Consider the following 11,962-nt stretch of genomic DNA (forward strand, 5'->3'; position numbering starts at 1 on the left):
GATCAATCCTTTGGAGCGACCCCTTTCCCCTTGAAAGTGCGGGTAAATGGGGTATGCGCGGGGAATCCCGAGGCCCGGCCCGACATGATCACGGAGAACGGAGTGATCAATTCCCGCATCCACAGATCTTCCACACAGCCTGTGGATAACTTTTCGGAGGGTGTGGAGCACTGTGGACAAGCGGGCCGCCGGAGAGCGCCAAGTCCCGTTCTCCACAAGGTGATCCAGTCAACCGCACGCCCGTTGACTGCCCCGTCCCAGGGAGTGGGACGGCGTTCATTGACAGAGTCCGGCGATTTTCCCAGACGCACACATAAGCCGCATCCCGGAATAGTGAGTCGTGGGCCCTCACGCGGCACCGGTAGCCTGGTCCGCGTGATTGACCTTCGTCTGCTCCGTGAGGACCCCGACCGTGTGCGCGCGTCCCAGCGCGCCCGTGGAGAGGACGTCGCGCTCGTCGACGCTCTCCTGTCTGCCGACGGGCGGCGCAGGTCGTCCGGCGTCCGCTTCGACGAGCTGCGCGCCGAGCAGAAGTCGCTCGGCAAGCTGATCCCCAAGGCCGCCGGGGACGAGAAGGCGGAACTGCTGAAGCGGGCGAGCCAGCTCGCCGCCGACGTCAAGGCGGCCGACGCCGAGCGCGACGCGGCCGACAGCGAGACCCAGGCGCTCCTGCTCCAGCTCGCCAACCTCGTCCACCCCGACGTCCCCGTGGGCGGCGAGGAGGACTTCGTCACGCTGGAGAAGCACGGCACCATCCGCGACTTCGACGCCGAGGGCTTCGCGCCCAAGGACCACCTGGAGCTGGGCCAGCTGCTCGGCGCCATCGACGTCGAGCGGGGCGCCAAGGTCTCCGGCTCCCGGTTCTACTTCCTGACCGGCGTCGGCGCGCTGCTCGAGCTGGCGCTGGTGAACGCGGCGATCGCGCAGGCCACCGCCGCGGGCTTCACCCCGATGCTGACCCCGGCGCTGGTCCGCCCGCAGGCCATGGGCGGCACCGGCTTCCTCGGTCAGGCGTCCCAGGACGTCTACCACCTCGACAAGGACGACCTGTACCTCGTCGGCACCTCCGAGGTGGCCCTCGCGGGCTACCACATGGACGAGATCATCGACGCCGACCGCCTCCCGCTGCGCTACGCGGGCTTCTCGCCCTGCTTCCGCCGCGAGGCCGGTTCGCACGGCAAGGACACCCGGGGCATCTTCCGCGTCCACCAGTTCGACAAGGTCGAGATGTTCTCGTACGTCACCCCCGAGGACTCGCAGGCCGAGCACCAACGCCTGCTCGACTGGGAGAAGCAGTGGCTCACCTCGCTGGAGCTGCCGTTCCGGGTCATCGACGTCGCCTCGGGCGACCTGGGCTCCTCGGCCGCGCGCAAGTTCGACTGCGAGGCGTGGATCCCGACGCAGGGCAAGTACCGCGAGCTGACGTCGACCTCGGACTGCACCGAGTTCCAGGCCCGGCGGCTGTCCATCCGCGTCCGTGAGGACAAGAAGGTGCGCCCGCTGGCCACGCTCAACGGCACGCTGTGCGCCGTACCGCGGACCATCGTCGCGATCCTGGAGAACCACCAGCAGGCCGACGGCTCGGTGCGCGTGCCCGAGGTGCTGCGTCCGTACCTCGGCGGCCGGGAGGTCCTGGAACCGGTGTCCAAGTGAGCGACGCACCAGCCGCCGCGGGGTTCCCGTACCGGCTGATCGCCACCGATCTCGACGGGACACTGCTGCGTTCCGACGAGTCGGTCTCCGCGCGCACCCGTGACGCGCTCGCCGCGGCCACCGCGGCGGGCGCCGCGCACATCGTCGTCACCGGCCGCGCGGTCCCCTGGACCCGGCACATCCTCGACGACCTCGGCTACCAGGGCCTCGCCGTCTGCGGGCAGGGCGCGCAGGTCTACCACGCCGGGGAGCACCGGCTGCTGACCTCCGTCACCCTCGACCGGCAGTTGGCCGGGGTGGCGCTGGCCAAGATCGAGGCGGAGGTCGGCCCGCTGTTCCTGGCGGCGAGCCGGGACGGCCTGGACGGCGAGGTGATCGTCGGCCCCGGGTACGCGGTCGCGGGGCATCTGCCCGCCATCCCGTTCACCGACGCGGCGGACCTGTGGGCCGCGCCACTGAACAAGCTCTACATCCAGCACCCCACGCTCACCGACGACGAGCTGGCGGAGACCGCCGACCGGGTCGCGGGCGGCTTCGTCGCCGTCACCATGGCGGGCGAGGGCATCGTCGAACTCCTCCCCCTCGGCCTCTCCAAGGCGACGGGACTCTCCCTGGCGGCCCGCCGCCTGGGCCTGAGGTCCACCGACACCATCGCCTTCGGCGACATGCCCAACGACGTCCCCATGTTCGCCTGGGCCTCGTACGGGGTGGCCATGGCCAACGCCCACGAGTCGCTCCGCGCGCTGGCGGACGAGGTGACGACCTCGAACGAGGAGGACGGCATCGCGGCGGTCCTGGAACGCCTCTTGGCGTAACCGCGGGCCACCGTGCCGTCGGGGCGAGGGGGGTCCCTGGGGGGGCGCAGCGGCACCTCGCGGCGCCGGGTCGCGCGACCCACCCGGCGCCAGCCCCAGCTCACGGAACCTGCGGAGAAGGTCCCGTCACTCCTCCCCGGCCAACGTCAACGCCCGCAGCTTCTGCCCCGCGTACCAGGTCGCGAGCCCCGTCACACCGACCAACAGCACCGTCGCCGTCGTCAACCCGACATCCGACGTCACCAGCGAACCGTCCGCGACCTCCTGCGCCACCGCCAACGACCACTGCTGCACGCTCAGCGTCCGCGCCCCCGGCACCAGCGAACCGAACAGCGCCTCCCAGACCAGCGCGTACACCAGCCCGAACACCACCGCGTGCCGCGACACCGTGCCGAGCAGCAGGAACAGCGCCGCGTACGCGATGGACGCGACCAGCGCGGCGATCGTGTAGGCGACGGCGATCTGCTGTCCGTTGCCGTTGAGGATCAGCCCCGCGACCAGCGTCGGCAGCGCGGAGAACACCATCGTCACCGCGACGGCCACGAACAGCTTGGTCGAGATGATCGTCGGCCGTTTCAGCGGCTTGGACAGCAGGTACACCACGGACCCGTCGTCGATCTCGGGCCCGATCGCGCCGGTGCCCGCGATGACACCGATGATCGGCACCATCGTGGCGAGGGCGAGCCCGCCGAGGACGTCGGACGCGGTCTGGTCGTCGGCTCCGGCGAGCGCGCGTACCGCGATGGAGATGACGATCAGCAGCAGCGGCAGCGCGCCGAGGATGAGGGCCCGGCGACGGCCGAGCAGGGCTCGGTAGGTGAGTCGGGCGACTGTGGGGTCGTACATCTTTCGGCCTCCTACGCCGCGACCAGATACGAGAAGACGGACTCTAGGGACTCGTCGGACGGCGAGACGGTCAGCAGCCGGATGCCGTGGTCCCGGGCCACCCGCGGCAGCAGCGCGGTGAAGCGGCCGAAGTCGACCGCCTGCACGCGCAGCGCGTTCTCCGCGAGGTCGACCTCGATGCCGGACGTCGACGGGTCGGCGATCAGCGCCGCCGCGAGGGCGCGGTCGTCGCTGGAGCGGACCAGGTAGCGGTGCGGGCGGTCGGTCATCAGACGGCGGATCTTGCGGAAGTCGCCGCTGGCCGCGTGCCGTCCGGCGACGACGACCTCGATGTGCCAGGCGAGCTGTTCGACCTCCTCCAGGATGTGCGAGGAGAACAGCACCGTGCGGCCCTCGTCGCCCATCCGCCGCAGCAGGTCCATCAGCTGCATCCGCTGGCGGGGGTCCATGCCGTTGAAGGGCTCGTCGAGCAGCAGCAGCGAGGGCTCGTGGACCAGCGCGGACGCCATCTTCACGCGCTGCCTCATGCCCTTGGAGTACGTGGAGATCTTGCGGTCCTGCGCGTACTCCATCTCGACGGTGGCGAGCGCCCGCTGGGCGGCCTGCGCGCCGAGGCCGTGCAGTTCGGCGTTGGCGAGGACGAACTCGCGGCCGGTGAGGAAGTCGTACATCGCCTCCCGTTCGGGGACGACGCCGATGTGCCGGTAGATCTGCTCGTTGCGCCAGACCTGCTGGCCGTCGAGGGTGACGGTGCCGGTGGAGGGGGCGAGGAAGCCGCCCATCATGTTGATGAGGGTGGACTTCCCGGCGCCGTTGGGGCCGAGCAGGCCGGTGACGCCGGGCCCGATGGTCATGGTGATGTCGTTGACGGCGACCACGTTGCCGAACCAGCGGGAGACATGGTCGATGTTGAGCGTGGTCACAGGCCCACCTTTCGGTAGCGGCGCGTCAGGAGGCCGTAGCAGGCGGCGATGAGGCCGAGGACGACGAGGACGTAGACGGCTCCCTCGCCGTTGCCGGGGCCTTCGCCGCCGGGGAACGCGGAGGCCGCGCCGAGGAAGGCGGACTGCACCCCGTCGATGAGGGTGATCGGCGAGAACAGGCCGAGCCAGGCGATCGCCCCGGTGCTGTCCTGCTCGAACGCGATCGCCTGCACGACGGAGACCGTGCCGTAGGAGATGGTCAGTACGGCGATGACGGCGGCGATGCCGAAGCCGCGGCGCGGGGTGATCGCGGCGATCACCAGGCCGAGCCCGGCGAAGAGCAGGGAGAGCAGTGCCACGGCGACGAGTCCCTGGGCGAAGCCCTCGGTCTGTTCGGTGAAGTCGAGCTTGGCCAGCAGCGCGCCGACGTAGAGGACGAGCAGCGGGGCGGCGGTGAGGACGAACAGCGCCGAGGTCAGCGCCGCGTACTTGGCGAGGACGTAGTCGGCGGTCTCGATGGGCCGCGAGAAGTACAGCGGTACGGTCTTGAAGCGCAGGTCGCGGGAGACGGACTGGGGTGCCTGCGCGGCGACGAACAGGCTGATCACGGCCTGCATGATGATCGCGTAGCGGGTGTACTCGACGGGCAGGTCGTTCGCGTCGGTGGCGACGGCGACCGCGACCATGATGCCCGCGGGCAGGCACATGACCACGAACAGCAGCATCGGCAGCACCTTGGACTTCGCCGACCGGCCGAGGCCGTAGGCGCCGCGCAGGGACTGCGAGAACAGGGAGCGGCGGGCGTAGGCGCGGCCGAGGCGGGGGCCGTCGTAGCTGCGGTAGCCGATGTTGTGGATACGGGTCTCGTCGCCGCCCGGCGGCAGCGCGACGGGGTGCTCAACGGCCATGGCCCACGGCCTCCTTCCTTTCCTCAGCGGCTTCGCTGTCGGCGTTCCTGAAGACCTCGGAGATGTGGTGGCGCCGCTGTTCCATGCGGACCAGGCCGAGGCCGAGGTCGGCGACGACGTCCCGGATCAGGTCGTAGGTCTCCTCGCCCTCGGCGGTGACCAGCATGACGTGTCCGGCGCCGGGGAGGCCGCCGCTGCCGTCGAGGACCTCGACGCCGCGCGCGTGGAGTTCCTCGCGGACCGCGCGGGTGCCGTCGGGGTGGTCGTCGGTGTCGGTGACCTCGATGGCGAGGGTGGTGGTGGTCTGGGTGAAGTCGGTGGTGGAGCTGGAGCGCAGCAGCTTGCCGCCGTCGATGACGACGACGTGGTCGCAGGTGCGTTCGAGTTCGCCGAGCAGGTGTGAGGTGACCAGGACCGAGATGCCGAAGTCGGTGTGGATGCGGCGGATCAGGCTGAGCATGTCGTCGCGGCCGACGGGGTCGAGGCCGTTGGTCGGCTCGTCGAGGAAGACCAGCTGCGGGTCGTGGACCAGGGCCTGGGCCAGCTTGACGCGCTGTTTCATGCCGGTGGAGTAGCCGCCGATGGGGCGGTACCGCTCCTCGTAGAGGCCGACGTGGCGCAGGGTGTCGGCGGTGCGCTCGCGGGCGGCGGCGGGCGGCAGGCCGGACATGCGCGCCATGTGCACGACGAACTCGGTGGCCGAGACGTCGGGCGGCAGGCAGTCGTGTTCCGGCATGTAGCCGACGCGCTCGCGGATGGCGGCACCCTTGCTGGCGACGTCGAGGCCGAGCACTTCGGCGCGGCCCTCGGTGGCCGGGGAGAGACCCAGCAGGATCTTGATCAGTGTCGACTTGCCGGCGCCGTTGGCTCCGACGAGTCCGGTGACACCGGGCCCGACGTCCACGGAGAGCCGGTCAAGCGCGGTCACCCGGGGGAACCGCTTGCTCAGGCTTTCGGTCGCGATCACAGTCACGTCCTCGACACTAGTGACGCGGGCCACTCGAATCATCAGACCGCAGTGCTGTCTTCGCGTCAGTCTCCGGGACTACGGGCCCGTAGGGGATCCCGGACCTGAGGGCTAGAGGCCGCGCTATTGACGCTTTCTCTAACAAGTGGAAGATTCGCCGGTGTCACGTTACGGGCACGTACCGCAGTCGAGGTTGGGGAGGTCCAGGGTGCTCAAGGGCGCGCGGGAGCGCTGGGTGCGCACCGGGGGCGTGGAGTTGTGCGTCGCCGAACTGGGCGACCCGGCCCAGCCGACGGTCGTCCTGGTGCACGGCTATCCGGACAGCAAGGAGGTCTGGTCGGAGGTGGCCCACCGCCTCGCCGACCGCTTCCACGTCGTCCTCTACGACGTCCGGGGCCACGGCCGGTCCGCCGCGCCGCAGCCGTTGCGCGGCGGGTTCACGCTGGAGAAGCTGACGGACGACTTCCTCGCCGTCGCCGACGCGGTGAGCCCGGACCGCCCGGTGCACCTGGTGGGGCACGACTGGGGTTCGGTGCAGGGCTGGGAGTTCGTCACCGTCTCCCGCACCGAGGGCCGGATCGCGTCCTTCACCTCGCTGTCGGGGCCGTCCCTCGACCACTTCGGCCACTGGATCAAGCGGCGGGTACGGCGCCCCACCCCGCGCCGGGTCGCCCAGGTCGTCGGCCAGGGCGCCCGGTCCTGGTACGTCTACGCGCTGCACACGCCCGTGCTGCCCGAACTGGCCTGGCGGGGGCCGCTCGGCAAGGCCTGGCCGAGGCTCCTGCAACGCCGGGAGCGGGTGCCCTCGAACGGCTACCCGACCGCGTCGCTGCCGTCGGACGCCGCCCACGGCGCCTGGCTGTACCGGGACAACGTCCGGCCCCGGCTGCGCCGCCCGCGCGAGGACGCGTACGCCCACGCGCCCGTGCAGCTCGTCACGCCCGTGAACGACGTGTTCCTGTCCGAGCGGTTGTACGACGACCTGGAGCGGTGGGTCCCGCGGCTGACCCGGCGGACGCTGCCCGTCAGGCACTGGGTGCCGCGCAGCCGCCCCGACCAGCTGGCCGCGTGGATCACGGAGTTCGTGACCGCGCGGGAGGGTGCGGGCGATCCGGGCGGGCCGCCCGCACCGGCGCCGACCGGCCGCTTTGCCGAGCGGTTCGGCGGGCAGCTGGTGCTGGTCACGGGCGCGGGCAGCGGCATAGGCCGGGCCACCGCGTACGCCTTCGCGGCGGCCGGGGCGCGGGTGGTCGCCGTCGACCGGGACGCCGGGAGCGCCGCGCGCACCGCGGAGGAGTCCCGTCTGCTCGGCGCCCCGGCCGCCTGGGCGGAGACCGTGGACGTCTCCGACGAGCAGGCCATGGAGAAGCTCGCCGACAAGGTCGCCACCGAGTACGGCGTCGTCGACGTCCTCGTCAACAACGCCGGGATCGGTCTGGCGGGCCCCTTCCTCGCCACCACGCCGGAGGACTGGCGCAGGGTGCTCGACGTGAACCTGTGGGGGGTCATCCACGGGTGCCGTCTCTTCGGGCGGCAGATGGCCGAGCGCGGCCAGGGCGGTCACATCGTCAACACGGCGTCGGCGGCGGCATACCAGCCGTCCAGGGCGCTGCCCGCCTACGGCACCTCCAAGGCCGCGGTGCTGATGCTGAGCGAGTGCCTGCGTGCCGAACTGGCGGGGCAGGGCATCGGAGTGACCGCGATCTGCCCCGGTTTCGTGAACACCGGCATCACCTCCACGGCCCGGTTCGTGGGCGCCGACCCCGAGGAGGAGCGGCGGCGCCGGAAGCGCACGGCGCGGCTGTACGGCCTGCGGAACTATCCGCCGGAGAAGGTGGCCGACGCCGTCCTGCGGGCCGTCGTCCGCAACGAGGCGGTGGTGCCGGTGACCGCGGAGGCACGCGGTCTGCGGCTGCTGCACCGGTTCGTGCCGGGGGCGCTGCGGGCCATCGCGCGGGTGGAACCGCCGGTGTAAGGAGGCGGGTTCTCCACAGGACCGTCAATTCTTCTGTGGATAACCGGTGTTGGTTGTGGATCAAACCTCGTCGACAAAACGAAGTGCGTGATCCACGTCTCGCCCGGCACCCTGAGGTCATGAACGGGAAACCCGACGACAGACGCACCGTGAAGGTGTCCAAGTACCTCTCCAAACACCTCCGTCACCAGCCCGAGCAGATCGGCCTCACCCTAGACGCGGGAGGCTGGGTGGAGATCGACGCGCTGCTCGCGGCGGCCAGCGCGCACGGCTTCCGGTTCAGCCGGGAGGAGCTGGACCACGTGGTGGCCCACAACGACAAGCGGCGCTTCGCGGTCGACGGCACCCGTATCCGGGCCAGCCAGGGCCACAGCATCGAGGTCGACCTTGGACTGCCCCCGGTGGCCCCGCCGCCGTACCTCTACCACGGCACCGTGGCCCGTTGCCTCGACGCCATCCGCGCCGAGGGCCTGCGGCCCATGAACCGGCACGACGTGCACCTCTCCGCCGACCGCGGGACCGCCGCCCGCGTGGGGGCCCGGCGGGGCCGTCCGGTCGTGCTCTCCGTGGACGCCGGGGCCATGCACCGCGACGGCCACGAGTTCCGGGTCAGCGCCAACGGGGTGTGGCTGACCGAGGCCGTACCGGCGCGGTATCTGCGCTTGCCCGAGGGGCACTGACAGCGACGGGGCCCACGGTCCATGATCAGAGGTATGGACCAGCACCTGCCCACCACCGAGGCCGCCGTCACCGTCCTGCGCGCCCTCGCCGCGGAGTACGGCCTTGAGATCGAGGTCAGCCATGACATCGGCGCCGACCAGACCTCCCGCCGCAGTGCCGCGGGCATCGGCGTCATCGCCGACCCGGACGGTTCGCTGCCGCACGAGGCGTTCGTCGAGTTCGGCGGGCTGCCCCGGCTGAGCGTGCGGCTCTACCCCGAGGACGACGCCCTGATCACCGTGGAGGGCGTCGAGTGTCCGGACATCCCACGCGACGAGGTGCCCGCCTTCCTCCGCTCCGTCCTGGACGGCCTCGCCTTCGTCAAGGGACGGCGTTTCCCGCCCGGCTACTTCCTGGTCGTGCCGCTGCCCGGCGACCGCACACACAAGGAGTACATGCCGATGATCAGCCTCAGTCCGTGGCTGAGCAGCCGCGTACGGTGACCACACCGGGTGTTTCACGTGAAACACCCCGGGCCGCATACGCTCGACGCATGAGTCTGCGACTGAGCACCGTGATCCTCCCGTACCGACGCTGGCACGAAGGCGGCCGTGCGGCCTGGACACGGGCCGAGCAACTCGGCTTCCACACCGCCTACACCTACGACCACCTGTCCTGGCGCACCTTCCGGGACGGCCCCTGGTTCGGTGCCCTGCCGACGCTGACGGCCGCCGCGGCCGTCACCGAGCGGCTGCGTCTGGGCACGCTGGTGACCTCAGTCAAGCCTCGTTCACCCATCGCAGCCTGACCTGGGGAAACATACGTCGGGGGCGTCTTGGTCGCGCCCGAAGCGGATCAGATCGCGATGAGTCGGACGCGGTTACCGCACAGCTTGGTCATGTCGTCGACGTCCGACGTGAGCATGGCCACCGGGCCTGGCTGGCGGAGCGCCAGCTCGGCGACGGTGGCATCGATCGCGTACTTGTGGCCGTGTAGTCCGGCCTCTTTCAGCAGCCCGGCGGCGGCCCTGGCCGCCTGCTCGGTCACCGCTTCGGCCTTGACCTGGGAGAGGACCCAGTTCAGTCGGGCGGTGTTCACCCGGGAGTGCATGACTTCCACGATGGTGTTGGCACAGACCACGAGATCGGCAGCCATCGAGTGGAAGGACCGGATCATCGCGAGCACGGCCCGGTCCTGCGAGATCCAGGCAGACAACCCCTGGGAGTCCAGTACGACGGTCTCGATGCGGTGGTTCACGCGGCGCTCGCCGGCTCCTCGTGCTCGGCCGGGCCGAAGATCCTGGCCTGGGCCGCGGCCAGTTCCTCGTCGGTGAACGCGCCGTGCTCCTCCTCGTAGCGGCGCAGCTCCTCACCGAGCAACTGGTGTCTGATCTGGCGGGCGACCGCCTCCGCGACGTAGCCGGAGACGTTGTCCGTGAGCCTCTTCAGCTCCGCCACCTGCTCGGTGGGCAGAGTGACCGTGATGCGGGTCGTATCAGCCATGAAGTCATCATACTGCGGTATGCACGCCATCCGTCGGGCTTCTCCACCTACGAGCTCAGCGCCGTCCCGCACCGAGCAGCTCACTCAGCCGGTCGCCGATCACGGACACCCCGGGGCGCGGGGCGCTCTCGTAGTACCAGGGCTTGCGTCGGCGCAGCAGCGCGTCGCCGTGCTCGCTCCAAGTGAATCCCGGCTTCCGCAGGAGCTTCCGGAACACCGCGTCTACGGTTTCCGGGTGAGCGGCGGCCAGACGACGGATCGGCAGTGGCGTGATCGACTCCTCGCGCAGGTACGTGCGCAGCAGGTCCTGGTGCTGTCTGCGGCCCGGGAGAGCGGGCTTCGCGAAGAGGTCCCGCAGCATCCCGTAGTCGGCGTAGAAGTTGAGCCCGTCGACCTGGTCGTAGATGACGCCGACGGTGTCCGAGTCCGCCAGTTCTGACGGCAGCTCGAAGAAGGGCAGGTCCAGGCCCGGGAGCCGCTTGCGTCGGGCACGGCTGGGCTGTCCGGCGACGGCGGCCTGTTGGCGGTGGCGGTAGTAGGCGTTGAGGAGGTCCTCGGCTTCGGCAGGTCGAAGGACCAGTTCGTCGCCACCGCAGAACTCGATGAACGCTGCCCGGTCCTCCCGCATCCGCTGCCATCCCTGCTCGATCTTCTCCGGGTTGCGGAAGACCAGCTCGGGGTCGTGCGTGGCCAGTTGCAGAGCTGCTTGGGCGATGTCGGTGGCACTGGACCTGGGGTAGCTCGCCATCGCCCCGGACACCAACCACGCCCCGTCGGCCGAGTGGACGGGTACCAGGCAGGTGTGGAGGAATCCCCCCTTGGACACTCCGCGGAACGCCGCCCGCCCGACGTTCGAGTACGTGCGGTACTCAAGGTCGTCGACAAGGTTGAGCAGGACGACGGCATCGCCGTCCTTGCGCCGGATCTCGAAGACGCCCTCGACCGGGTCGCGCCAGCCGAGCAGCATCTCCCGGTCGGCCGCGGTCAGGTCCTTCCGGCCGGCGACGAACCGGTCCACCACGGTCGAACCGTCCGGCAGGCGGTACCGCAGGATGAAGTGGTCGGTGATCCGGATCGCCTCGCCCTCGTCCAACTGTCGTTCAGGCCCAGCGGCCTCCAGCAGGAGGGGCGTCAACCACCGGTCGAAGCGGGCACTCTGCGCGAAGGTGACCAGCCGCCCCTTCAATTCGGCGCTGCGCTCGATCAGATCAGCCAATGACGGTTCATGGGCAGCCTGATGTGCGGCCTCAGTCACGTTCAGCCCTTTCGTACGAGCCAGTTCCGCGTGAAGGGGGAGGTGTCCGGCCTCAACCGGCCCAGTGGCGGTACGCCTCGATCCACTCCACCCCTTTGGGCGCCGGGTTCGGCAGCGGCAGGTCCAGGATTCCGATCGACTGTCGCACACGGCCACGCGAGCACGAGGCGACGATCCTGCCGTCGGGCGTGAGGTCGACGCCGCGCACCGTCACCTCGACGCCGAGAACCGTGGTGGTGAAGGGCACGGCGAGGTTTCCCTCAAGCATGGTGAACAGGCCGGTCCGCTGCTCGTCCTCGCCGTAGGCGTCCACCGTCGCCTCGTCGATCATGGCCTCAAGCTCGGCCCTGTCCAGCGTGCCCATGACGCCACGATAGCGGCCCGCATCGCGACGTCAGCGTGGCTTCCCGTATCTGCTCCGTCGGCATATCCGTGACAGCGGGAGGCCCGCGTATTGT

The 11,962-nt window shown here is 70.3% G+C and carries 14 protein-coding genes; 6 read left to right on the top strand and 8 right to left on the bottom strand.

Annotation, left to right across the window (positions count from 1 at the left end):
* The first annotated feature begins 375 nt into the window (after positions 1–375).
* Together serS and ABZ659_RS19015 are read left to right on the top strand one after the other, a co-directional pair.
* Positions 376–1,653 carry a serine--tRNA ligase gene (serS, locus tag ABZ659_RS19010; RefSeq protein ID WP_360220908.1) on the top strand — a complete coding sequence of 426 codons (1,278 nt, stop codon included), beginning with the start codon at positions 376–378 and terminating at the stop codon, positions 1,651–1,653.
* Positions 1,650–2,468: an HAD family hydrolase gene (locus ABZ659_RS19015; protein WP_360220911.1), complete on the top strand. Its 819-nt coding sequence runs from the start codon at positions 1,650–1,652 to the stop codon at positions 2,466–2,468. The genes serS and ABZ659_RS19015 overlap by 4 nt, the downstream gene beginning before the upstream one ends.
* Before the next feature lie 126 nt (positions 2,469–2,594).
* Here ABZ659_RS19015 and ABZ659_RS19020 read toward each other — a convergent pair whose 3' ends face one another.
* Genes ABZ659_RS19020 through ABZ659_RS19035 form a run of 4 tightly spaced genes read right to left on the bottom strand, consistent with a single transcriptional unit; the run spans position 2,595 to position 6,112 of the window.
* Positions 2,595–3,314, bottom strand: coding sequence for an ABC transporter permease (locus ABZ659_RS19020; RefSeq protein WP_360220914.1), 720 nt, complete (start codon positions 3,312–3,314; stop codon positions 2,595–2,597).
* 11 nt (positions 3,315–3,325) lie between these two features.
* On the bottom strand, positions 3,326–4,237 hold the full coding sequence (locus tag ABZ659_RS19025; RefSeq protein WP_360220917.1) for an ABC transporter ATP-binding protein: 912 nt from the start codon (positions 4,235–4,237) through the stop codon (positions 3,326–3,328).
* A complete protein-coding gene (locus ABZ659_RS19030; RefSeq protein ID WP_360220920.1) occupies positions 4,234–5,145 on the bottom strand; it encodes an ABC transporter permease in 912 nt (303 codons plus the stop codon). Before ABZ659_RS19030 ends, ABZ659_RS19025 begins: the two co-directional genes overlap by 4 nt.
* On the bottom strand, positions 5,135–6,112 hold the full coding sequence (locus ABZ659_RS19035; RefSeq protein WP_360220923.1) for an ABC transporter ATP-binding protein: 978 nt from the start codon (positions 6,110–6,112) through the stop codon (positions 5,135–5,137). Before ABZ659_RS19035 ends, ABZ659_RS19030 begins: the two co-directional genes overlap by 11 nt.
* 208 nt (positions 6,113–6,320) lie before the next feature.
* Between ABZ659_RS19035 and ABZ659_RS19040 the strand changes: the two genes are divergently transcribed.
* The 4 genes from ABZ659_RS19040 (at position 6,321) to ABZ659_RS19055 (ending at position 9,555) form a co-directional block, all read left to right on the top strand.
* A complete protein-coding gene (locus tag ABZ659_RS19040; protein ID WP_360220926.1) occupies positions 6,321–8,087 on the top strand; it encodes an SDR family oxidoreductase in 1,767 nt (588 codons plus the stop codon).
* A gap of 119 nt (positions 8,088–8,206) precedes the next feature.
* On the top strand, positions 8,207–8,767 hold the full coding sequence (locus tag ABZ659_RS19045) for an RNA 2'-phosphotransferase (RefSeq protein ID WP_360220929.1): 561 nt from the start codon (positions 8,207–8,209) through the stop codon (positions 8,765–8,767).
* 21 nt (positions 8,768–8,788) lie between these two features.
* Entirely contained in the window at positions 8,789–9,250 is a 462-nt protein-coding gene (locus tag ABZ659_RS19050) for a hypothetical protein (protein ID WP_360220932.1), read from the top strand.
* A 50-nt stretch (positions 9,251–9,300) separates the two neighbouring features.
* On the top strand, positions 9,301–9,555 hold the full coding sequence (locus ABZ659_RS19055) for an LLM class flavin-dependent oxidoreductase (protein ID WP_360220934.1): 255 nt from the start codon (positions 9,301–9,303) through the stop codon (positions 9,553–9,555).
* A gap of 47 nt (positions 9,556–9,602) precedes the next feature.
* Here the strand turns inward: ABZ659_RS19055 and ABZ659_RS19060 are convergent, their stop codons facing one another.
* The 4 genes from ABZ659_RS19060 to ABZ659_RS19075 form a co-directional block, all read right to left on the bottom strand.
* On the bottom strand, positions 9,603–10,004 hold the full coding sequence (locus ABZ659_RS19060) for a DNA-binding protein (protein ID WP_360220937.1): 402 nt from the start codon (positions 10,002–10,004) through the stop codon (positions 9,603–9,605).
* Positions 10,001–10,249, bottom strand: a complete 249-nt coding sequence (locus tag ABZ659_RS19065) for a hypothetical protein (RefSeq protein WP_360220940.1) — start codon at positions 10,247–10,249, stop codon at positions 10,001–10,003. Before ABZ659_RS19065 ends, ABZ659_RS19060 begins: the two co-directional genes overlap by 4 nt.
* 55 nt (positions 10,250–10,304) lie before the next feature.
* Positions 10,305–11,465, bottom strand: a complete 1,161-nt coding sequence (locus tag ABZ659_RS19070; RefSeq protein WP_360220943.1) for a hypothetical protein — start codon at positions 11,463–11,465, stop codon at positions 10,305–10,307.
* A gap of 91 nt (positions 11,466–11,556) precedes the next feature.
* Positions 11,557–11,868 (bottom strand): hypothetical protein, encoded by a 312-nt coding sequence (locus tag ABZ659_RS19075; protein ID WP_360220946.1) that lies wholly within the window; start codon positions 11,866–11,868, stop codon positions 11,557–11,559.
* Positions 11,869–11,962 lie beyond the last annotated feature (94 nt).

Source organism: Streptomyces sp. NPDC006997 (assembly GCF_040635175.1).
Taxonomy (GTDB): domain Bacteria; phylum Actinomycetota; class Actinomycetes; order Streptomycetales; family Streptomycetaceae; genus Streptomyces.

Excerpts from the sequence above, each read along its gene's own strand:
- ABZ659_RS19020 (WP_360220914.1), bottom strand. The coding sequence starts at position 3,314 with ATGTACGACCCCACAGTCGCCCGACTCACCTACCGAGCCCTGCTCGGC.
- ABZ659_RS19030 (WP_360220920.1), bottom strand. The coding sequence starts at position 5,145 with ATGGCCGTTGAGCACCCCGTCGCGCTGCCGCCGGGCGGCGACGAGACC.
- ABZ659_RS19045 (WP_360220929.1), top strand. The coding sequence starts at position 8,207 with ATGAACGGGAAACCCGACGACAGACGCACCGTGAAGGTGTCCAAGTAC.
- ABZ659_RS19050 (WP_360220932.1), top strand. The coding sequence starts at position 8,789 with ATGATCAGAGGTATGGACCAGCACCTGCCCACCACCGAGGCCGCCGTC.
- ABZ659_RS19055 (WP_360220934.1), top strand. The coding sequence starts at position 9,301 with ATGAGTCTGCGACTGAGCACCGTGATCCTCCCGTACCGACGCTGGCAC.
- ABZ659_RS19065 (WP_360220940.1), bottom strand. The coding sequence starts at position 10,249 with ATGGCTGATACGACCCGCATCACGGTCACTCTGCCCACCGAGCAGGTG.
- ABZ659_RS19075 (WP_360220946.1), bottom strand. The coding sequence starts at position 11,868 with ATGGGCACGCTGGACAGGGCCGAGCTTGAGGCCATGATCGACGAGGCG.